The sequence below is a fragment of the Agromyces mediolanus genome, assembly GCF_044917495.1.
In the GTDB taxonomy this organism is placed as follows: Bacteria; Actinomycetota; Actinomycetes; order Actinomycetales; family Microbacteriaceae; genus Agromyces; species Agromyces mediolanus_B.
Window position 1 is genome coordinate 445,958 of sequence record NZ_JAVSSI010000001.1, and the last position, 21,406, is coordinate 467,363.

The 21,406-nt window shown below is 71.4% G+C and carries 17 protein-coding genes and 4 tRNA genes; 12 read left to right on the top strand and 9 right to left on the bottom strand.

Going from position 1 to position 21,406, the window contains the following annotated elements; translation table 11 throughout:
- Positions 1-73 precede the first annotated feature (73 nt).
- The gene (dxs, locus tag ROT00_RS02135; RefSeq protein WP_404771976.1) at positions 74-2,020 is read left to right on the top strand and encodes a 1-deoxy-D-xylulose-5-phosphate synthase; all 1,947 of its coding nucleotides are present in this window, start codon (positions 74-76) and stop codon (positions 2,018-2,020) included.
- 122 nt (positions 2,021-2,142) lie between these two features.
- Here the strand turns inward: dxs and ROT00_RS02140 are convergent, their stop codons facing one another.
- The 4 genes from ROT00_RS02140 to ROT00_RS02155 all read right to left on the bottom strand — a co-directional run bounded on the left by ROT00_RS02140 (position 2,143) and on the right by ROT00_RS02155 (position 7,346).
- Positions 2,143-4,284, bottom strand: coding sequence for a 3-hydroxyacyl-CoA dehydrogenase NAD-binding domain-containing protein (locus ROT00_RS02140; protein WP_404771978.1), 2,142 nt, complete (start codon positions 4,282-4,284; stop codon positions 2,143-2,145).
- A gap of 5 nt (positions 4,285-4,289) precedes the next feature.
- Positions 4,290-5,495: a thiolase family protein gene (locus tag ROT00_RS02145; protein WP_404771980.1), complete on the bottom strand. Its 1,206-nt coding sequence runs from the start codon at positions 5,493-5,495 to the stop codon at positions 4,290-4,292.
- 77 nt (positions 5,496-5,572) lie between these two features.
- Positions 5,573-6,769, bottom strand: a complete 1,197-nt coding sequence (locus ROT00_RS02150) for a ribonuclease D (protein ID WP_404771981.1) — start codon at positions 6,767-6,769, stop codon at positions 5,573-5,575.
- Positions 6,762-7,346: a DUF3000 domain-containing protein gene (locus ROT00_RS02155; RefSeq protein WP_404771982.1), complete on the bottom strand. Its 585-nt coding sequence runs from the start codon at positions 7,344-7,346 to the stop codon at positions 6,762-6,764. The genes ROT00_RS02150 and ROT00_RS02155 overlap by 8 nt, the downstream gene beginning before the upstream one ends.
- 91 nt (positions 7,347-7,437) lie before the next feature.
- On the opposite strand from ROT00_RS02155, the gene ROT00_RS02160 reads away from it, so the two are divergent.
- On the top strand, positions 7,438-8,607 hold the full coding sequence (locus tag ROT00_RS02160; RefSeq protein WP_404771984.1) for an alpha/beta hydrolase family protein: 1,170 nt from the start codon (positions 7,438-7,440) through the stop codon (positions 8,605-8,607).
- A 54-nt stretch (positions 8,608-8,661) separates the two neighbouring features.
- Here ROT00_RS02160 and ROT00_RS02165 read toward each other — a convergent pair whose 3' ends face one another.
- Positions 8,662-9,096: a SufE family protein gene (locus ROT00_RS02165; RefSeq protein WP_404771986.1), complete on the bottom strand. Its 435-nt coding sequence runs from the start codon at positions 9,094-9,096 to the stop codon at positions 8,662-8,664.
- Positions 9,097-9,164: 68 nt separating this feature from the next.
- The gene (locus ROT00_RS02170) at positions 9,165-10,064 is read right to left on the bottom strand and encodes a sulfurtransferase (protein WP_404771987.1); all 900 of its coding nucleotides are present in this window, start codon (positions 10,062-10,064) and stop codon (positions 9,165-9,167) included.
- 144 nt (positions 10,065-10,208) lie between these two features.
- Between ROT00_RS02170 and zapE the strand changes: the two genes are divergently transcribed.
- The 4 genes from zapE to ROT00_RS02190 all read left to right on the top strand — a co-directional run bounded on the left by zapE (position 10,209) and on the right by ROT00_RS02190 (position 14,298).
- Positions 10,209-11,264 carry a cell division protein ZapE gene (gene zapE, locus ROT00_RS02175; RefSeq protein ID WP_404771989.1) on the top strand — a complete coding sequence of 352 codons (1,056 nt, stop codon included), beginning with the start codon at positions 10,209-10,211 and terminating at the stop codon, positions 11,262-11,264.
- 230 nt (positions 11,265-11,494) lie between these two features.
- A complete protein-coding gene (locus tag ROT00_RS02180; protein WP_404771990.1) occupies positions 11,495-12,757 on the top strand; it encodes an ammonium transporter in 1,263 nt (420 codons plus the stop codon).
- Positions 12,758-12,797: 40 nt separating this feature from the next.
- On the top strand, positions 12,798-13,379 hold the full coding sequence (locus ROT00_RS02185; protein ID WP_404771992.1) for a type II toxin-antitoxin system PemK/MazF family toxin: 582 nt from the start codon (positions 12,798-12,800) through the stop codon (positions 13,377-13,379).
- A 25-nt stretch (positions 13,380-13,404) separates the two neighbouring features.
- Positions 13,405-14,298: an EamA family transporter gene (locus ROT00_RS02190; RefSeq protein WP_404771993.1), complete on the top strand. Its 894-nt coding sequence runs from the start codon at positions 13,405-13,407 to the stop codon at positions 14,296-14,298.
- A 69-nt stretch (positions 14,299-14,367) separates the two neighbouring features.
- Here the strand turns inward: ROT00_RS02190 and ROT00_RS02195 are convergent.
- A tRNA-Val gene (locus ROT00_RS02195) sits at positions 14,368-14,443 on the bottom strand.
- A gap of 271 nt (positions 14,444-14,714) precedes the next feature.
- Here ROT00_RS02195 and ROT00_RS02200 point away from each other — a divergent pair.
- The 6 genes from ROT00_RS02200 (at position 14,715) to ROT00_RS02225 (ending at position 19,426) form a co-directional block, all read left to right on the top strand.
- Positions 14,715-14,787 (top strand) — tRNA-Gly (locus ROT00_RS02200).
- Between the two features lie 55 nt (positions 14,788-14,842).
- Positions 14,843-14,916: transfer RNA gene (locus ROT00_RS02205), tRNA-Cys, on the top strand.
- Between the two features lie 25 nt (positions 14,917-14,941).
- Positions 14,942-15,016, top strand: a tRNA-Val gene (locus tag ROT00_RS02210).
- A gap of 233 nt (positions 15,017-15,249) precedes the next feature.
- Positions 15,250-16,704 carry a cell wall-binding repeat-containing protein gene (locus tag ROT00_RS02215; RefSeq protein ID WP_404771995.1) on the top strand — a complete coding sequence of 485 codons (1,455 nt, stop codon included), beginning with the start codon at positions 15,250-15,252 and terminating at the stop codon, positions 16,702-16,704.
- Between the two features lie 173 nt (positions 16,705-16,877).
- A complete protein-coding gene (gene thrS, locus ROT00_RS02220) occupies positions 16,878-18,872 on the top strand; it encodes a threonine--tRNA ligase (protein WP_404771996.1) in 1,995 nt (664 codons plus the stop codon).
- On the top strand, positions 18,869-19,426 hold the full coding sequence (locus tag ROT00_RS02225) for an HIT family protein (RefSeq protein WP_404771997.1): 558 nt from the start codon (positions 18,869-18,871) through the stop codon (positions 19,424-19,426). Before thrS ends, ROT00_RS02225 begins: the two co-directional genes overlap by 4 nt.
- Positions 19,427-19,469: 43 nt before the next feature.
- Here the strand turns inward: ROT00_RS02225 and ROT00_RS02230 are convergent, their stop codons facing one another.
- The gene (locus tag ROT00_RS02230; protein ID WP_404772146.1) at positions 19,470-20,072 is read right to left on the bottom strand and encodes a response regulator transcription factor; all 603 of its coding nucleotides are present in this window, start codon (positions 20,070-20,072) and stop codon (positions 19,470-19,472) included.
- Between the two features lie 23 nt (positions 20,073-20,095).
- Positions 20,096-21,301, bottom strand: coding sequence for a sensor histidine kinase (locus tag ROT00_RS02235; protein ID WP_404771999.1), 1,206 nt, complete (start codon positions 21,299-21,301; stop codon positions 20,096-20,098).
- Between the last annotated feature and the right edge of the window lie 105 nt (positions 21,302-21,406).

The window sequence follows — 21,406 nt, forward strand, 5'->3', positions numbered from 1 at the left end:
CCCCACCCGTTCGGGTCGCGTAGAATCGACGGATGCCGCACCCCACGTCGCGGCGCACGGAAAGGCGGCGCAGATGACCCTGCTGGAGACGATCAGAGGTCCCCGAGACCTCGACGGTCTCACGAGGGAGCAGCTGGAGCAGCTCGCCGAGGAGGTGCGCGAGCACCTCGTCGCGAACGTCGCGAAGACGGGCGGACACCTCGGCCCGAACCTCGGCGTCGTCGAGCTCACGATCGCGATCCACCGGGTGTTCTCCTCCCCGCGGGACGCCGTGGTCTTCGACACCGGTCACCAGTCCTACGTGCACAAGCTGCTCACCGGGCGGCAGGACTTCTCGACGCTCCGCCAGACCGGCGGGCTCGCGGGCTACCCGCAGCGCAGCGAGTCGGAGCACGACATCGTGGAGTCCTCGCACGCGTCGAGCTCCCTGTCCTGGGCCGACGGCATCTCGAAGGCGTTCGAGATGACGGGGCAGCACGACCGGCACGTCGTCGCCGTCGTCGGCGACGGGGCGCTGACCGGCGGCATGACGTGGGAGGCGCTGAACAACATCTCCGACGACAACACGCGCAAGCTCATCGTCGTCGTGAACGACAACGGCCGCTCCTACGCGCCGACCATCGGCGGCATGGCCCGCTTCCTGAACTCGGTGCGCACGAAGCGCACCTACCGCAATCTGCACCTGTCCAGCCGGCAGGCGTTCGAGCGCCTGGGCGGCCCCGCAAAGGCGTTCTACCGCGGCGTGCGCGGCGGTCTGCACGGCTTCCTCTCGCGCTTCACCGACAACGAGGCGCTGTACTCCAACCTCGACATCAAGTACGTCGGCCCGGTCGACGGCCACGACGAGCAGGCGATGGAGGACGCGCTCCGGCAGGCGAAGAACTACGGCGCCCCCGTCATCGTCCACGCCATCACGGAGAAGGGGCGCGGCTACGAGCCGGCCCGCAACGACGTCGCCGACCAGTTCCACGCGGTCGGCCAGATCGACCCCGAGACGGGCGAGCCGCTCGACACGAGCGGCGCGAAGAGCTGGACGAGCGTCTTCGCCGACGAGCTCGTGCACCTCGCCGAGGAGAACGAGCGGCTCGTCGGCATCACCGCGGCGATGCTCCGCCCGACCGGTCTGCATCGCATGGCCGAACGCTTCCCGTCCCGCGTGTTCGACGTGGGCATCGCCGAGCAGCACGCCGTCACCAGTGCGGCCGGGCTCGCGTTCGGCGGGCTCCACCCCGTGGTCGCGGTGTACGCCACGTTCATGAACCGCGCCTTCGACCAGCTGCTGATGGATGTCGCCCTGCACCGGGCCGGCGTCACCTTCGTGCTCGATCGCGCCGGCGTCACCGGTCCCGACGGGCCGAGCCACCACGGCGTCTGGGACCTCTCGATCCTCCAGGTCGTGCCCGGCATCCGCATCGCGGCGCCGCGCGACTCGGTGCGGCTCGCCGAGGAGCTCGCCGAGGCCGTCCGCGTCGAGGACGCCCCGACGGTGCTGCGCTTCCCGAAGGGCTCGGTCGGCACCGAGTACCGGGCCGTCCGCCGCACCGCCGACGGCGTCGACGTGCTCGTCGAGTCCGAGCGCCGCGACGTGCTGATCGTCACGGTCGGCCCGATGGCCGGCATCGGTCTCGAAGTCGCCCAGCGGCTCGAGGCGCACGGCATCGGCGCGACCGTCGTCGACCCGCGCTGGGTCGTCCCGGTGCCGGAGAGTGTCGTGCAGCTCGCCGCCGACTACCGCCTCGTCGTCTCGCTCGAGGACGGGGTCCGCGTCGGCGGCGTGGGCACGCGCATCCGCCAGGACCTCCGCGAGGCGGGCGTCGACACCGCGGTGACCGAGCTGGGGCTGCCCGACGAGTTCCTCGATCACGGCTCGCGCAACGACATCCTCGAGCGGGTGGGGCTGACCCCGCAGCACATCGCCCACGACGTCACCGCGATGGTGCTCGGCACGAAGCTGCCGCATGCGCGCGGCGCGTCGGACGACACCGGCGCGCAGCCCGTCATCGCCCGCGCCGCCGACTGACGCCTCCGGGTTCGACTCGCGAGCCGCTCCCGATCACGCCGCCGACCCCGAACGGCACGGCACGCGGAAACGGAACGGCCCGCGACGATTTCGTCGCGGGCCGTTCCGTCGGTCGATTCGGCTCAGGCGCCGACGCCCTCCACCCGCGGGTGGTGGAAGGTGTCGCCGAAGACCCGCTCCGAGGCGCCCACGCGGTCGAGGTACGGCGTCGCGCCGCCCGCCTGGAACGGCCAGCCGGCGCCGAGGATCAGGCAGAGGTCGATGTCCTCCGCCGCGGCGACGACGTGCTCGTCGAGCATGAGCCGGATCTCGCCGGCGAGCTCGTCCTCCACGCGTCGGAGGATCGTCGCGGCATCCACCGGGCTCGTGCCGACCGTGATGGCCTTCTTCGCCTCCTTGGTGAGGTCCACGACCTTGCCGTGCTTGTCCTTCTCGACGACGGCGGAGCCGAGCTTCGAGAGGGCGTGCATGTTCGCCGAGGCGTAGAAGCGCTCGGGGAACTCGCGCACCATCGTGTCCTGCACGTGGGCGGCGACCGCCCAGCCCACGAGATCGATGAGCTCGAACGGGCCCATGGGCAGGCCGATGGGGGCGAGCGCCTTCTCGACGACGGGGACCGGGGTGCCCTCGTCGACGGCGCGGGCGGCCTCGCCCATGACCTTCGCGAGCAGTCGGTTCACGACGAAGCCCGGGGCGTCGGCGGTGAGCACGGCGCTCTTCTTGAGCTTCGCGGCCGTGGCGAAGGCCGTCGCGAGCGTCGCATCGTCGGTCGTCGGGGTCTTCACGATCTCGATCAGCGGCATCACCGCGACCGGGTTGAAGAAGTGGAAGCCGACGAGCCGCTCCGGGTGGGCGAGCTTCGCCCCGATCTCCTCCACGGAGAGCGACGAGGTGTTCGTCGCGATGATCGCCGTCTCGGCGAGGTGCGGCTCGACCTCGGCGAACACCTGCTGCTTCACGGCGAGGTCCTCGAAGACCGCCTCGATGACCCAGTCACAGTCGGCGAAGTCGGCCTTCTCGGTCGTGCCGCTGACGAGTGCACGGAGCCGGTTCGCCTCGTCGGCGTCGATGCGGCCCTTCTGCTCGAGCGCGCCGATCTCGTCGCGGATGTACGCGAGGCCCTTGTCGACGCGCGCCTGGTCGAGGTCGGTGATGACGACGGGCACCTGCAATCGGCGGACGAAGAGCAGGGCGAACTGGCTGGCCATGAGGCCGGCACCGATGATGCCGACCTTCGTGACCTTGCGGGCGAGTGCGCGGTCGGGGGCGCCGGCCGGGCGCTTGGCCCGCTTCTGCACGAGGTTGAACGCGTAGATCGAGGCGCGGAACTGGTCGCCGGCGATGAGTTCGGCGAGCACCTCGTCCTCGCGGGCGAAGCCGTCGGCCTTGCTGCCGCTCTTCGCCGCCTTGAGCAGGTCGAGCGCCGCGTACGGCGACTTCGCGACCGTGCCGATGCGGGCCTCGAGCGTCTTCCGTGCGATGCCGATGGCGACGTCCCACTTGGCGAGCCGCTCGAGCTTGCCCGGCGTGTTCGGCCGCTTCACCTGCACGCGACCGGTGAGCACGCCGTCGGCCCACTTCAGCGAGTCCTCGAGGAAGTTCACCGGCGTGAACATCGCGTCGGCGATGCCGAGCTCGAGGGCGTCCTTCGCCTTCAGCATGCGGTTGTTCTTCAGCGGATTCTCGACGACCACCTTCAGCGCGTTCTCGATGCCGATGAGGTTCGGCAGCAGGTACGCGCCGCCCCAGCCCGGGATGATCCCGAGGAAGACCTCGGGCAGCGCGATGCCGGGCGCCGAGGCGTCGACCGTGCGGTAGTCGGAGTTCAGTGCGATCTCGAGCCCGCCGCCGAGGGCGAGGCCGTTGATGAAGCAGAACGAGGGGACGCCGAGCTCGCCCAGCTTGCCGAGCACGAAGTGGCCGAGCTGACCCATCTTCAGCGCGACCTCGCGGCTCGGGATCTCGCCGACCTTCGAGAGGTCGGCCCCGGCGGCGAGGAAGTACGGCTTGCCGGTGATCGCGACGGCGTCGATCTCGCCGGCCGCGGCGCGGGCCCGCAGCTCGACGAGGCGCTCGTCGAGCTCGAGCAGGGTGACCGGACCGAGCGTGGTGGGCCGGGTGTGGTCGCGCCCGTTGTCGAGCGTGATGAGCGCCAGCGTCTTGCCCGACGGCAGGCGGACGTCGCGCACGTAGGAGTGCGTGACGACCTCGTCGGCCGACATGGCGGCGAGCTCGGAGAAGTCGATCTTCGAGTAGTCGGTCATGTCGTTCAGCGACCCTTTCCGTAGCGCTTGTGGTGCGGGTTCTCCCAGATGACGGTGCCGCCCTGGCCGAGGCCGACGCACATCGCCGTGATGCCGTAGCGCACGTCGGGACGCTGCGCGAACTGGCGAGCGAGCTGGGTCATCAGGCGGACGCCGGATGCCGCCAGCGGGTGCCCGATGGCGATGGCGCCGCCCCACGGGTTCACCCGCTCGTCGTCGTCGGCGATGCCGAAGTGGTCGAGGAAGCTCAGCACCTGCACCGCGAACGCCTCGTTCAGCTCGAACAGGCCGATGTCGGTGATGTCGAGGCCGGCGCGCTTCAGCGCCTTCTCGGTCGAGGGGATCGGGCCGATGCCCATCACCTCGGGCTCGACGCCGGCGAAGGCGAAGCTGACCATGCGCATCTTCGTGCCGAGACCGAGCTCCTTCGCGGCGTCCGAGCTCGCGAGGATGGCGGCGGTGGCGCCGTCGGTGAGCGGCGAGGCGTTGCCCGCGGTGACGCGCCCATGCGGGCGGAACGGCGTCTTCAGCGTCGCGAGGCCCTCCATGGTCGTCTCGGGGCGGCGGCCCTCGTCCTCCGTCGCGAGGCCCCAGCCCGACTCGGTGCGGAGGGCGACCGGGACGAGGTCGGGCTGGATGCTGCCGGCGTCGTAGGCGGCCTGCACCTTCTGCTGGCTGAGCATGCCGAAACGGTCGGCCCGCTCCTTCGTGAGCTCGGGGAAGCGGTCGTGCAGTCGCTCGGCGGTGTTGCCCATGTTGAGCGCGTCGGCGGCGACGAGCTTCTCGGCGAGGAACCGGGGGTTCGGGTCGGCGTCGAGCCCCATCGGATGACGGCCCATGTGCTCGACCCCGCCGGCGATGACGACGTCGTACTGGCCGAAGCCGATGCCGGATCCCGTCGTCGTGACCGCGGTCATGGCGCCCGCGCACATGCGGTCGATCGCGAAGCCCGGCACGCTCATCGGCAGGCCGGCCAAGATCGCGGCCGTGCGGCCCAGGGTCAGGCCCTGGTCTCCCTGCTGCGTCGTCGCCGCGATGGCGACGTCGTCGACCCGCGCGGGCGGGAGGGAGGGATTGCGTTCGAGGAGCCCGGTGATGGTCTTGACCGCGAGGTCGTCGGCCCTGGTGTTCCAGTACATGCCCTTTTCACCGGCTCGTCCGAACGGGGTCCGGACCCCGTCGACGAACACGACATCAGCTCGTTCAGCCACGCTGCAGCTCCCTTTCGGATCAGGATGACTCGATCCTACGAAGCCTCGGTTCGGGGCGTGGAATCGCTTGACGGAACCTACGAAGCGCTGTCCTCGGCATCCTGAATGCTTTGTGCCGCTTCGCTAAAGGCCTCCGCGATCTTCTGTGCGGTGGCCTCAATCTGCCACGGCCGTGCGCCGTGCTGCGCGAGCGCTGCGGAGATGCCGTCGGCATCGCGCTCGACCGGCGGATGCCACGCCACGCGCCGCAGGGTGTCGGGCGTGAGGAGGTTCTCCACGGGCATCCCGTACTCCTCGGCGATCGCGGCGACGGCCTCCTTCGCGAGACGCAGCCGCGCGTCCGCCTCGGGGTTCCGGGCAGCCCACGCCCGCGGCGGCGGCGGCGCGTCGCTCGGCACGCGGGCGGCGGGCAGGTCGCTCGTCTGGATGGCGGCCTCGACGGCCTTCCACCAGCGGTCGAGCTCGCTGCGGCTCGCGCGGCCGTTGAAGTCCTTCATGTCGGCGAGGGCACGACGGGTGCGCGGCATCGCCTTCGCGACCGTGAGGATCGAGGAGTCCGGCACGAGCCGGCCCGGTGCCACGTCGCGCTCGATCGCGAGCTCGTCGCGCGCGTGCCAGAGGGCTCGGGCGACCGCCAGGTTCCGCGGCGAGCGGAGCGCGTGGATGCCGGAGAGCCGGCGCCAGGGCTCGTTGCTCGCCGGCTTCGGCTCGCGTCGGAGCACCGCGTCGAACTCCTGCTCGGCGATCCCCGTCTTGCCGGCCGCGACGAGCTCCTCGGCGAGCCGGTCGCGGACGTCCACGAGGAGCTCGACGTCGAGGGCCGCGTACGTCAACCAGGGCTGGGGGAGCGGACGCGTCGACCAGTCGGCGGCCGAGTGCTCCTTCGCGAGCGTGACGCCGAGGAGCTCCTCGACCACCGCCGCGAGGCCGACCCGCTGCATGCCGAGGAGGCGCGCGGCCAGCTCCGTGTCGAAGATGCGCTCCGGGTCGAGGCCGACCTCGCGCAGGCAGGCGAGGTCCTGGCTCGCCGCGTGCAGCACCCACTCGTCGTGGTGCACGAGCTCCTGCAGCCGGCCGAACTCGCCGAGCGCCGGCGGGTCGAAGAGGAACGTGCCCGAGCCGCGCCGGAAGAGCTGGATCAGGTAGGCGCGCTGCGAGTAGCGGAATCCGCTCGCCCGCTCGGCGTCGACCGCGATGGGGCCGTCGCCGTCGGCGATCCGGTCGACCGCGGCCGCGAACGCGTCGGGCGTGTCGATCACCCGGTAGTCAGTCACGGTTCCTCCGTCTGGGTAGGGTCGTCACCCCTTCGGAACGGGGTGGGAGCCCGGCAAGCATGCACAGCAACTCGCCCCAGCCTTCCACATGCGCGTCGATCCGGGGGTCGAGCGGGGTCCACGAGGCGCGGAGTTCGATCTGGGCGCCGTCGCCCTGCTGGGACAGCTCCCCGAAGCCCGTCGAGAGGATCTTCGTCGCGGTGCCCGAGGCGGCGACGTAGCTCGCACCGCGGGCGTCGAGCGCGTCGACGAGCCACGACCAGGCGACGTCCGCGAGGAAGGGGTCGAGCCCGATGTCGGTCTCGAGCGGCGCCTGGGCGAAGCACACGACGCGGAAACTGCCGCCCCACTGCTCGGGTTCGCTCGGATCGTAGAGCAGCACGAACCGCCCGGTGCCGAGCTCGGAGTCGGCATGTCGACTCGGCAGCACATCGGCGGACAGCGCGGTCGCGTACGGGGCGAGCGCCGCGGGCGCGGGGATCTCGGACACGCGGAGCTCGCTTCGGGGCGAGGCCGCTCGGATGGATTCGAGCGCGACCTCGAACTCGTGGGGCGGTCGCGTCGCTGAGTCGGGCACGAGTGCAGACTAGAGTCTGCGTCGAGGCGGATGTCGGCGGCACGCCGGTCCGGCCGGCACCACCTCGACGGGAACGCACGGAGGGGGACGTATGCCACGGGGAGCGCGCATCGCGAAGGGACTGGGGATCGCGATCGGCGTGGTCGCGCTGACGGCGGTCGCCGCCGCGGCGGCGACGGCCGCGATCGGCGTCCGCTTCGCCCGCAAGGTCGTCACTCCGCCGCTCGAACGCGAGGAGGACGTGCGGATCCTCGGCGTCGACCGGGCGCGGAACGAGATCCTGCTCGCGCCGTCCGACGAAGCGCGGATGGCCGGCCGGTACGGCTTCTGGTTCGACCGCGACGCCGGCTACGCGAGACTCGGCGAGGTGCTCGACGAGGGGCCGCGCGGGGTGCGACGCGTGATCGAGTCCATCGACTTCGGTCGGCTGGAGCGCGCGCAGCGCGGCCGGATGAGCGGCTGGTACCACCTGGGGCCGTGGGAGCTCGGCATCCCGTACGAGAACGTCGCGATCCAGACGCCGATCGGTCCGGCGCCGGCCTGGCACGTGCCGGCTGCCGAGCCCGGCGGCGACTGGATCATCCAGGTGCACGGCTGGGGCGCCCGGCGGGCGGAGGGGCTCCGCGCCGTCGCGCCGGCTCGTGCGCAGGGCTGGGACACCCTCCTCATCTCCTACCGCAACGACGGCGAGGCGCCCGCCTCCGGCGACGGCCGGTTCGGCCTCGGCAGCACGGAGTGGCGCGACGTCGAGGCCGCCGTCGCCTACGCGAAGGAGCACGGCGCGCGCCGCATCGTCCTCATGGGCTGGTCGATGGGCGGCGGCACGGTGCTGCAGGCGATGCTCCGTTCGCCGGGCATCGCCGATGCGGTGTGCGGCCTCGTGCTCGAGTCGCCCGCCGTCGACTGGGCCGACATCCTGCGCTTCCAGGGCACCCTGTACCGGCTTCCGGCGGAGTTCGCCGTGGTCGTCTCGCGGGTGCTCCGCGACCGGCTCGGCTCAGGCCTCGCCGGCCTCGCCGAGCCGATCGACCTCGCCGAGCTGGACGCGGCCGACCGCGCCGATGAGCTGGCGGTGCCGATGCTGCTGCTGCACAGCGTCGACGACGGCTTCGTGCCGATCGACGGCTCCCGCCGGCTCGCCGAGGCGCGTCCCGATCTCGTGCAGTTCGAGATCTTCGAGGGAGCCCGACACACGAAGCTCTGGAACGAGGATCCGGACCGCTGGAGCGGGCTCATCGAGGACTGGCTCGCCGCGCGCTGAGCGCCGACCGGATGCCGCCCGCCGTGCGCCCCGGGGCGCGACGGTCCGATCGGCTCAGGCGGTGCGCTCGCGCACCTGGCGCTTGATGCGGCCGAGCATGCCGGTCATACCGCGCACGCGGAGCGGCGACACGGCCTCGCCAAGCCCGAGCGACTGCGGGTAGTCGGCGGGGACGTCGAGCACCTCCTGGACGCCGAGCCCGTCGAGCCCCTGCACGAGGATCGAGGCGAAGCCGCGCGTCGTCGGCGCCTCCCGCGGCGCCGTCGCGTGCAGATGCACCCGGCCGTCGTCGACCTCGACGAAGAGGAAGACGGGGGACTGGCACTCCTCGACGCGCTCGAGGAGCTCGGGGTGATCGGCGTAGCGCTCGGGAAGCTCGGGCAGCTCGTTCGAGAACTCGAGCAGGAGCTGCAGGCGGTCCTTCACGCCGAGCGCGAGGAAGTCGTCGCGGGTCTCGGCGAGCCGCTCGGGGAGTGCGGTGGTGTCCATCCCGTCGATTCTCCCACCGATCGGGGCGGCGTGGACGGGCGCGCCGCCTCGATCGCCGCCGGCGCCCCTCAGCGGGACGGCAGCTCGCCGCGCGCCTCGCCGGTGACGATGGGCACGCGCACCGCGCTGCCCCACTCCGTCCACGATCCGTCGTAGTTGCGCACGTGCTCGAAGCCGAGCAGGTGCGTGAGCACGAACCAGGTGTGGCTGGAGCGCTCGCCGATCCGGCAGTAGGCGACGACCTCGTCGTCGTCCTCGAGGCCGACCTCCTCGCGGTAGATGGCGTCGAGCTCCGCGCGCGTGCGGAAGGTGCCGTCGGACGCGGCGGCGCGCGCCCACGGCACCGACGCGGCCGTCGGGATGTGCCCGGCGCGGAGCGCGCCCTCCTCCGGATAGGCCGGCGCGGTCGTGCGCTCGCCCGAGTACTCCTCAGGGGATCGCACGTCGATGAGCGGCTTGCCGAGGTGAGCGAGCACGTCCTCCTTGAACGCGCGCACGGCGGTGTCGTCGCGCTCGACGACAGGGTACTCGACGGGCGTCACCTCGGCCGGAGCCGTCGTGAGCTCCCGGCCCTCGGCGATCCAGAGGTCGCGCCCGCCGTCGAGCAGCCGGACGTCCTCGTGCCCGAAGAGCGTGAACACCCACAGCGCGTACGCGGCCCACCAGTTGTTCTTGTCGCCGTAGATGACGACGGTGGTGTCGCGGGCGATGCCCTTGGAACCGAGCAGCGCGGCGAACTGCTCGCCGTCGAGGTAGTCGCGGACGACCGGGTCGTTGAGCTCCGTGTGCCAGTCGATCTTCACCGCGCCGGGGATGTGCCCGGTCTCGTAGAGGAGCACGTCCTCGTCGGACTCGACCACCACGAGGCCCGGTTCGCCCAGGCGTTCGGCGAGCCACTCGGTGGAGACGAGGCGCTCCGGGTGGGCGTACTCGGCGAACTTCTCGGCGGGGTCGAACGCGATGGACATGCTGGCCTCCTGCGGGCGCCCGGTCGGGCGCGTGGGTTCGGGGGAGCGGACTAGGCTGGTGGCGAAATCCAACTCGAATCTACGCGGCGCGCCGGTCGAAGTCACAGGGGCCGTCATCGGATGCAACACGGGAGACCCCTGAACATGACCACGGCTGAGGCCAGCACGCTCGTCCGGCTCATCGAGCGGAACCCGACCATCACGGGCGCCGAGATCGCCGCGGCGCTGACCCCGCCCCCGCAGTTCGAGCACGCGTCCTTCGACTCGTACCGTCCCGACCCCGACTTCCCCTCCCAGCAGGCCGCGCTCGCGCGACTCAAGGAGTTCGCCGGCGCCTGGCGCGCCGCGCAGCGGCCCGGCGGGTTCTTCTCGCGCAAGCGGCCCGCGCGCATCGAGCTTCCGGGCGTCTACCTCGACGGCGGCTTCGGCGTCGGCAAGACGCACCTCCTCGCGGCCCTCTGGCACGTCGCGCACGGGCCGACGTACTTCGGCACCTTCATCGAGTACACGGCGCTCGTCGGCGCGCTCGGCTACGCGCAGGCGGTCGAGCTCCTCCGCGGGGCGAAGCTCGTCTGCATCGACGAGTTCGAGCTCGACGACCCGGGCGACACGATGCTCATGACCCGCTTCCTCGGCGAGCTGATGGCGGGCGGCACGCGCGTCGCCGCGACGAGCAACACCCCGCCGAACGCGCTCGGCGAGGGGCGGTTCGCCGCCGCCGACTTCCTGCGTGAGATCCACGCGCTCTCCTCGAACTTCGAGACCCTGCGGATCGACGGCCTCGACTACCGCCGTCGCGACACCGAAGGCCACGCGGTCGTCGCCGGCGACGACGGGACCGTGCAGCGCACCGCGGCGGCGCTCGCGAACCACGGGCACGCCACCTCCCTCGACGGCTTCGACGAGCTCATCGCGCACCTCGCGACGGTGCATCCCTCGAAGTACGTGCGACTCATCGACGGCGTCGACGCGATCGCCCTCACCGGCGCGCACGTGCTCCATGACCAGAACGCGGCACTGCGCCTCGTCGCGTTCATCGACCGCGTCTACGACGCCGAGGTCCCGATCATCGCGAGCGGCGTGCCGCTCGACGAGGTCTTCGACGACGAGATGATGGCCGGCGGCTACCGCAAGAAGTACCTGCGCTCCATGAGCCGGATGATCGCCCTCACCTCCGGCGAGCTGCCGCCGCACGACTGAGGGTCGTCGGAGGGGACGGCGACGGCCGCTCGGCCGCGAATCGGCGCCGCCTCCGCTCCGGGCATCCCCTCGGCGGATGCCCGGAGGACTCACCGCGCCTCGAAACGTGCTGTTTACATCGGGGGCCGCTCCGTAACCGCGCCGAAACACGACGAAGAATCGTTCGAAACCCGCTCTCGTGACACTGGGCGAGCACCGGATCCCCAGTTGCACCCGAGAGAGGTTTCGAGATGGACCAAGGCAACACCGCGTTCCTGTTGATCGCGGCGGCACTCGTGCTGCTGATGACCCCAGGGCTCGCGTTCTTCTACGGCGGCCTCGTGAAGGCGAAGAGCGTCATCAGCATGATGATGATGAGCTTCGGCGCGATGGGCCTCATCGGCGTGCTCTGGGTGCTGTTCGGCTACGCGATCGCGTTCCCCTCGGCCGAGGGGCTGAGCGCGCCCTGGTCGATCGACTGGTCGGCGATCGGCCTGCAGAGCCTCCTCGAGACGCCCGAGGACGCGGCCTTCCCGCCGCTCGCCTTCGTGGCCTTCCAGGCGACGTTCGCGATCCTCACCGTCGCGCTCATCTCCGGCGCCATCGCCGACCGTGCGAAGTTCGGCGCCTGGATGATCTTCGCCGGGATCTGGGCCGTGGTCGTGTACTTCCCGGTCGCGAGCTGGGTCTTCAACTTCGGGCTCGCCGACGACGGCAGCTTCGCGTACGGCGGCTGGATCACGTACGGCCTGCAGCAGGCGTTCGGCGTCGGGGCGATCGACTTCGCGGGCGGCACCGCCGTCCACATCAACGCCGGCGCTGCGGCCCTCGCCCTCGCCCTGGTGCTCGGCAAGCGGGTCGGGTTCTCCAAGGGCGCGCACGTGCCCCACAACCCGCCCTTCGTCCTCCTCGGCGCCGGCCTCCTCTGGTTCGGCTGGTTCGGCTTCAACGCCGGGTCGGAGCTCGCGGCCGACGGCACCGCCGCCCTCGCCTTCGTGAACACGATCGCGGCGCCCGCGGCGGCGCTGCTCGCCTGGCTCGTCGTCGAGAAGATCAAGGACGGCAAGCCGACCTCCGTCGGGGCCGCGTCCGGTGCCGTCGCCGGCCTCGTGGCCATCACCCCGGCCTGCGCCTCGCTGACCCCGGTCTGGGCGATCGTGCTCGGCCTCGTGGCGGGAGCGGTGTGCGCCGTGGCGATCGACCTCAAGTTCAAGTTCGGCTTCGACGACTCGCTCGACGTCGTCGGCATCCACCTCGTCGGCGGCCTCATCGGCACGCTGTACCTCGGCGTCTTCGCGAACGGCACCGGCCTGATCTACAGCGGCGAGCTGACCCAGCTGGCCGTGCAGGCGATCGCGGCCTTCTCGGTGCTGGCCTACTCGTTCATCCTCACCTTCGTGATCGGGTTCGCGATCCAGAAGATCGTCGGATTCCGGGTCCGCAACGAGGACGAGATCGCCGGGATCGACACGGCGGTGCACGGCGAGGACGCGTACAAGCTCGAGCTCGTCTAGCGCGGGTTCCCGCCCGAGGGCGGTGGGGTAGTGTGCCGGTGTGTCAGACACCAGCCGCTTCCTCACCGCCCTCGTCCGTGCGATCGGCCAGGTGTTCCGATCGGGCGGGACGGCGCGGACCACCGCACGCGGCGCGTCGACGCGCAGCGCTCGGGCGGACGGCGGTTCCGGGGGCGGTCGCTCGGCGACGGACACGCTCTCGCCGGGGCAGGCCGGTGCGTCGGCGACGGAGGAGATCGACCCGCGCGGCCTCGGCCGGGTGACGCTGGCGTACGCGCCGAGTCCCGACGGCGAGCCCGATCCGGGTGAGATCGTGTGGACCTGGGTGCCGTACGAGGAGCACGACGGCCGCGGCAAGGACCGCCCGGTCGTGGTCGTCGCGGCCGACGGCCGAGGCCGCTTCCTCGCGGTCCAGCTGACGAGCAAGGGGCGGCCGGGGGATCGCAACTTCCTGAGTCTCGGCGCCGGCCCCTGGGATGCCGAGGGCCGACCGAGCTGGGCGCGCCTCGACCGGGTGTTCCTGGTGCACGCGGAGGGGATGCGGCGGGAGGCCGCCTCGCTCGACGAGGCGCGCTACCTCCGCGTCGCCGAGGCGCTGCGCGGCCGCTACGGCTGGCGATGACCCCGCCGTCCGCCGAGGTCGCCGGATGACCGGACGACTGCAGCTCCGGGTTCCCGCGTGGTCAATGTCGATCGCGGCGATGCTCCTGATCCAGCTGTCGAACGCGCTCTCGGTCGGGGTGATCGAGCAGATCGGCCCGGCCGGCACCGCCTGGCTCCGTATGTGCTGTGGCGGCGTGTTCCTGCTCCTCCTCGTGCGACCGTCGCTCCGGGGGATCCGGCGTCGCGACCTTCCGGCGCTCCTCGCGCTCGGCGCCGTCACGGGGTTCATGACGACGTTCTTCCTCGCCGCGGTGGAGCGGATCCCGCTCGGCACCGCCGTGGCGATCGAGTTCCTCGGGCCCCTCGCGGTCGCCGGTTTCGCGAGCCGGCGTCGGAGCGGCCTGCTGTGGGCGCTGCTCGCGCTCGTCGGCGTCGTCCTGCTCACGGAGCCCTGGCACGGCGAGATCGACCTCCTCGGCGTCGCGTTCGCCGCGATCGCCGGGGTCTGCTGGGGCGGCTACAACCTCCTGACGCAGCACGTCGGCGATCGCTTCGCGGGGATCAGCGGGCTCGCGCTCACGATCCCCGTCGCGGCGGTGTTCACGACCGTCGTGGGATTGCCGCAGGTGCTCGGGGGAGCGTTCGACTGGCGGGTGCTGCTGCTCGTCGCCGGGATCGCGCTCGTCACCCCGGTCATCTCCTTCGCGCTCGAGATGCTCGCGCTCCGCCGGATGACGCACAGCGCCTTCGGCACGCTCCTCGCTGTGGAGCCCGCGTTCGGCGTGCTCATCGGCCTGCTCGTGCTGAGCCAGCTCCCGAGCCCGGTGCAGCTGCTCGGCGTCGCGCTCGTGGTGCTGGCCGGTGCGGCCGCTCAACGAGGAGGAACGCGCAGCGGGCGGGACGCACCCGGTCCCGTCGGCGAGCCGCAGCTCGGGTGAGCGGTCCGGCGTCGAAGCGGACGCCGCCCGCGGAACGACGAAGCCCCCGGCTGCTGCCGGGGGCTTGTCTGGTGGGCGATGCCGGGCTCGAACCGACGACCTCTTCCGTGTGAAGGAAGCGCGCTACCAGCTGCGCCAATCGCCCAGAGGGATTCGGGCACGAACGCGTCGTGCCGCGGGTTCGATAGTAGCCGACGCCGAGGGGTGAATGCACATCGGGCGGGCGGGCGCCGGATCCCGGGCGTGTCCGACCTCGTGCCGTCCGCCGCCGGAGCGTCGCGTCGGCACTCGACACGCCCGGGTTGCACGTGCGGATTCGTCCGCTGACCGGGCCGAACCGTGGGGGAGCCATCCTCGGTTTGTGAATCGTTCACTCTTTCAGTTACAGTTTCTGTGTTGCCGGAAACGGCGATAACGCGGATGTGGCGCAGTTGGTAGCGCATCACCTTGCCAAGGTGAGGGTCGCGAGTTCGAGTCTCGTCATCCGCTCTGATCAGAATCGGGCGCAAGCCCGATTCTGGTTTCTGGTGGTGAACCCAGACACGGTGGATTGGCCGAGAGGCGAGGCAGCGGCCTGCAAAGCCGTATACACGGGTTCGAATCCCGTATCCACCTCCAAGCCGAATTCCTTTCGACTTGACACGGGCGATTGGCGCAGCGGTAGCGCGCTTCCCTGACACGGAAGAGGTCACTGGTTCGATCCCAGTATCGCCCACCACATGCAACGCCCCGGCAGCAGCCGGGGCGTTCGTCGTTTCAACAGCGTTCGCAGGCCATTCGGTGGCCGAGTCCGCGTCCCCAGAGCTGGGGCATGAACCGGACCGAGTCTGCCGTTACGTTGAGTCGAGACGTCCGACCCGGCCGACCCGAGGCGCGTCGAACGGCGCCACGACGGTGCCGGGGAAGGTGGGCATCGTGCCTGTTCGTGCTGGATCCGCGCTCCTCGCTGCGGTGGCTCTCGTTTCGACCCTGCTCGTCGCATCGCCGGCGACGGCGTCGGAGGCGCCGCCCGTCCCCGACGATTCGCTGTCTGCCGCTGCCGGCGTCTCGGGGATCACCGCGTTCCCCGCGGGGCAGACGCGCTTGGCGGGGGCGTCCCGGTACGACACCGCGATCAGCGTCTCGAAGCGCTACGCGCCCGGGGTGCCGGCCGTCTTCGTCGCGACCGGGACGAACTTCCCGGACGCGCTCTCGGCGGCCGCCGCCGCCGCGCTCCTCGGCGGCCCGCTCCTGCTGACCACCCCGACCGAGCTGCCTGGGGCAGTGGCGGCGGAGATCGCGCGGCTGGCGCCGGAGCGCATCTACGTCGTCGGGGGTACCGGCGCGGTCTCGAACGGGGTCATGCGCACGCTGAAGGGCATCGCGCCGACGCAGCGGCTCGAAGGGAGTGGCCGGTACGAAACCGGCCGCGCCATCGTGTCGGAACTGTTCGCCTCCGCAGACACGGTCTTCCTCGCGACCGGCGCGTCGTTCCCCGACGCGCTCGCCGCCACGGGCGCGGCGGGCGCGCAGCAGGCGCCCGTCCTCCTCGTCCCTGGTACGGCCAAGTCGCTCGACTCGGCGACCCTCTCCGTGATCGCGGGGCTCGGGGCGAGCGAGGTGGTCCTCGTCGGCGGGACGGCCGTGGTCTCGAGCGGCATCGAGAGTCAGTTGTCACGCGGCGGGCTCCAGGTCACGAGATACGGCGGGGCATCCCGATACGACACCGCTGCAGCGATCAACGTCGCCTTCTTCCCGCGCGGCGCCACGGACACGATGTTCCTGGCGACAGGCGCGAACTTCCCCGATGCACTCGCGGGTGCTGCGCTGGCAGGACGACTCGGAGCTCCGCTCTTCGTCACGACCGCCGGCTGCGTCCCGGACTCCGTGCGCAGTGCGGTCGTCGGGCTCGGCGCAGCGAAACAGGTCATCATGGGCGGCGCAGCAGTGGTGAGCGCGGCGGCGGCCTCGAACAGCGGATGCCTCACCGCGGCGGTGCCGACCATCGGCGGGAACGCGCAGGTCACCGCGACGCTCACGGCTCGGCCCGGCGCATGGACCCCGGGCACGACGTTCCGTTACCAGTGGTACGCGAACGGTGCAGCGATCTCCGGCGCGACCGGCGCCTCACTCACCGTCTGGGCGAGCCTCAAGGGCAAGCGGCTCTCGGTGAAGGTGACGGGGGCGAAGGCGGGGTACGTGAGCGCCAGCGCGATGTCGGCCCGGACGGCGGCGATCGTCTATCCCAGCCGGACGACGCCGATCGACACGTGGACCTGCCCGTCGTGGGCGCCGATCAAGGGCAACGCCCAGTCGATGATCTACCACATGCCGTACGGACAGTTCTATTCGAGGACGAACCCGGAGGAGTGCTTCGCGACCGAGGCGGCGGCGCGGGCCGCCGGGTACCGCAAGTCGAAGCGCTGACCGTCCGCGTCGACCGGTCCCGGTGCGGCGCGCAGTTCGGCGCAGACGGCTCCGCCGCGCGACTACAGTTGAGGGGCGGCGTCATCGCCTGCGATCGGCATCCGATCCGCCGCGACATCCGGATAATCGACGATCCGACCGCGACGCCCGGCGCGGCGGTCGGATCAAGCTGCATGGGAGTGGACCAGGTGACCGACGGCTTCGAGCTCTTCACCGACCGTTCCGTTGTCGCGATGCGCGTCAACGGCGAGCTCAAGGACCTGGCCACGACGGTCACGGAGACCGACGTCGTCGAGCCGGTGACGATCGACTCGCCCGACGGGCTGAACATCCTGCGGCACTCGACGGCGCACGTCCTCGCCCAGGCGGTGCAGAACGTGAACCCCGAGGCGAAGCTCGGCATCGGGCCGCCCGTGACCGACGGCTTCTATTACGACTTCGACGTCGCCGAGGCCTTCAGCACCGACGACCTCAAGGCGCTCGACAAGGAGATGTCGCGCATCGTCCGCGCGGGCCAGCGCTTCGTGCGACGCGTCGTCACCGACGAGGAGGCGCGTGCCGAGCTGGCGGACGAGCCGTACAAGCTCGAGCTCATCGGGCTGAAGGGCAGCGCCTCGGCCGGCGACGACAACGAGAACGTCGAGGTCGGCGGCGGCGAGCTGACGATCTACGACAACGTCGACCCCAAGACGGGCGAGGTCGCCTGGAAGGACCTCTGCCGCGGGCCGCACCTGCCGAACACCCGCATGATCGGCAACGGCTGGGCGCTCATGCGCGTCGCCGGCGCATACTGGCGGGGGAGCGAGAAGAACCCCCAGCTGCAGCGCATCTACGGCACCGCCTGGCCCACGAAGGACGAGCTGCGCGCGTATCAGCACCGCCTCGCGGAGGCCGCGAAGCGCGACCACCGCAAGCTCGGCAAGGAGCTCGACCTGTTCAGCTTCCCCGACGAGATCGGCTCGGGGCTCTCGGTCTGGCACCCGAAGGGCGGCATCATCCGCGGCGAGATGGAGCAGCACGCCCGCCGCCGACACATCGAGGGCGGCTACACCTACGTGTACACGCCGCACATCTCGAAGGAGGACCTCTTCCTCCAGTCGAACCACCTCGTGACCTACCGCGAGGGCATGTTCCCGCCCATCGTCATGGACGAGGAGCGCGACGCCGAGGGCAACATCACGAAGCAGGGCCAGGACTACTACCTGAAGCCCATGAACTGCCCGATGCACATCCTCATCTACAAGGAGCGGGCGCGCAGCTACCGCGATCTGCCGATGCGCCTGGCCGAGAATGGCACGGTGTACCGCAACGAACTCTCGGGCGCGCTGCACGGGCTCACCCGCGTGCGCGGATTCACCCAGGACGACTCGCACCTCTTCGTCACGCCCGAGCAGCTCGAGGCCGAGGCGACGCGGGTGCTCGAGTTCGTCATCTCGATGCTCCGCGACTTCGGCCTCGAGGACTTCGAGCTCGAGCTCTCGATGCGCGACGACGAGAAGTCGAAGTGGATCGGCTCGGACGAGTTCTGGGAGTACTCGACGAACGCGCTGCGCAACGTCGCCGTCGCGAGCGGGCTGAAGCTCACCGAGGTGCCGGGCGAGGCCGCGTTCTACGGCCCGAAGATCGACCTGAAGACCCGCGACGCGATCGGCCGCACCTGGCAACTCTCGACCGTCCAGGTCGACCCGAACCTGCCCGAGCGCTTCGAGCTGGAGTACACGGGTTCGGACGGCGAGAAGCACCGCCCGATCATGATCCACCGGGCGCTGTTCGGCTCGATCGAGCGCTTCTTCGCGATCCTGCTCGAGCACTACGCGGGCGTCTTCCCGGTGTGGCTCGCCCCGGTGCAGGTGGTCGGCATCCCCGTCGCCGACGAGTTCGCGCCCTACCTCGGCGACATCGTCGAGCGGCTGCGCATCGCCGGCGTGCGGGCCGAGCTCGACACGAGCGACGACCGCATGCAGAAGAAGATCCGCACCCACACGACGCAGAAGATCCCGTTCCAGCTCATCGCGGGCGAGAACGACCGCTCGGCGGGCACCGTGAGCTTCCGCTTCCGCGACGGCACGCAGGAGAACGGCGTCGCGGTCGACGCGGCGATCGAACACGTGCTCACCGCGATCCGCGACCACCGCCAGGTGACGAGCCGGGACGACCTGTTCGGATGACCGACGCGCGCGACGAGGAGCTCCAGCTGGAGTCGTCCGCCGAGTTCGCGGCGGCGCCGGACGCGTTCGAGCGCCTCTGGACGCCGCACCGGATGGTCTACATCCAGCAGGGCGAGCCGGAGTCGCACGAGTGCCCCTTCTGCCGTGCGCCCGAGCGCAGCGATGAGGACGCCCTCATCGTCGCGCGCGGGCGCACCGCGTACGCCCTGTTGAACCTGTACCCCTACAACAGCGGGCACCTCCTCGTCTGCCCGTACCGGCACATCGCCACCTACGACCAGGCGACGCCCGAAGAGGTCGCCGAGATCGGGGAACTGACCCAGACGGCGATGCGGGTCATCCGCGCCGTCTCGCGCTGCGACGGGTTCAACCTGGGAATGAACCAGGGGCGCATCGCCGGCGCGGGCATCTCGGAGCATCTGCACCAGCACGTCGTGCCCCGCTGGGCGTCCGACGCGAACTTCTTCCCGATCATCGCGGGCACGAAGGCGCTGCCGCAGCTCCTCGGCGACGTCCGGCGCACGATCGCGGAGGCCTGGCCGGCCTCGGCCTGATCGCCGGCGCGGCGCCGCTCCTCGGTCGACGGCGCGCCCGGCGTCAGATCCAGCCCTGCTGCCAGGCCTTCTCCGCCGCCTCGTGCCGTGATGCGGCGTCGAGCTTCGTCATCGCCGACGAGAGGTAGTTCCGCACCGTGCCCTGCGCGAGATGCAGTCGCTCGGCGATCTGCTGGACGCTGAGCGTCGAGCGGCTGTGCCGGAGCGCGTCGAGCTCCCGGTCGGTGAGCGGGCAGCGCTCGGCGGTGAGCGCCGCCGCGGCGATCTCCGGATCGATGTACCGGCGCCCGGCGGCGACATCGCGGATCACCTCGGCGAGGTGCTCGGCCGGGGTCGACTTCGGCACGAAGCCCGAGACCTTCGCCGCGAGCGCCCGGCGGAGGACGCCGGGTCGCGCGTGCCTCGTGACGATCACGACGCGGGTCGGGACGGCCGAGAGGATGCGGGCGGCGGCCTCCACCCCGTCGGCGCCCGGCATCTCGAGATCGAGCAGGCAGACGTCCGGCCGCGCCGCGAGCGCCTGCTCGACGGCGGCCGTGCCCGTGTCCGCGGTCGCGACGACCTCGATGTCCGGCTCGAGCTCGAGGAGCGCCACGAGCGCCCCGCGGATGAGGTGCTCGTCGTCGGCGACCAGGAGCCGGATCAGCGGCGCGGCGGGCTCGTGGCCGCTCACGCGCCGACCGCCGAGCGGACGGGCGCGCTCGCGACGACGAGGAACGTGCCGGCCGAGGCATCCACCGCCGTCGTGAGCGAGCCGCCCACGGCCGCGAGCCGGTCGCGGAGCCCGGCGAGCCCGGTGCCCGCGGCGATCCCCGCCCGCTCGGCGTCGTCGCCCGGCCGTGCGACGCCGTCGTTCGTGATCCGCAGCTCGCTGCGCTCGTCGTCGGTCAGGAGCTCGATCCGGACGGCGGTCGCCTCGCTGTGCCGCAGGATGTTCGTCGTCGCCTCGCGCACGACCGAGCCGAGCGCCCGTTCGGCGGCGGGATCGGCCGGCGGCCGGCCCAGGGCGAGCGTGCACTGCGCGCCCGCGGCGGTGAGCACCTCCCGGGCGTTCTCGAGCTCCTGGTCGAACGTCACCCGGCGGTATCCGGCGACGAGCGAGCGGGTCTCCTCGAGCGCCTCCTTCGCGATCAGGCGAACCTCGTGGACGAGCTCCCGAGCGCGTTCCGGGTCGCGCTCGAGCAGCCGCTCGGCGAGCTCCGACTTCAGCGAGATGACCTGCAGATGATGCCCCTGGATGTCGTGGAGGTCGGAGGCGAAGCGGAGCCGCTCCTGGGTGACGGCGAGCTCGCCGGCGGTGCGCCGGTTCCGATCGAGCCGGACGACGACCTCCCACCACCACAGGCTCGTGAGGGCCATGATCGGCAGCATGACCGCGAAGAAGCCGATCATCCAGCCGGCGGACTGCTCACGGGCCGTCTCGGCTCCGCCGTGCATCGCGACCGAGACGAGCACGTGCGCCGCGGTCAGCCCGGCACCGACGGCGAGCAGGAGACCGCGGCGCGGCTTCGGCAGCAGCGGTGCGACGAGCGTCAGCGCGGCCCAGAGCGGCATCGCGCTCGTGAGCGCCAGGCCGGGGGCGAGGAGCCCGAGCACCCAGACGAGCGCCGCGGGCAGGAGCAGCACGGCGGTCCAGGCCGGGTGCGGCAGCCCCCCGCCGCGGCCGAGGTGCAGGAACCAGCAGTAGCGGAGCTGTGCGGCGGTCGCGATCAACTGGAGCACGAGGGCGGCGAGCACGAGCGGCGTGCGCTGGGCGAGGTACGCCTCGAGCAGCGTGAGCCCGACGATGAGATCGAAGAAGCCGTAGAAGAAGACGATCGACACGAGCGTGTAGAGCCAGGTCGCACGGACGCTGCGTGCGGGTTCGGGAGGCATGTCCCCGAGCCTATGGCAGTGACATTTGTCACGTCCGGGAGCGCGGAATCCCACGGTGTTCGCTGACATCGCGGCACTGCCGCGCCCCGGGCGGGGACGAGAGGC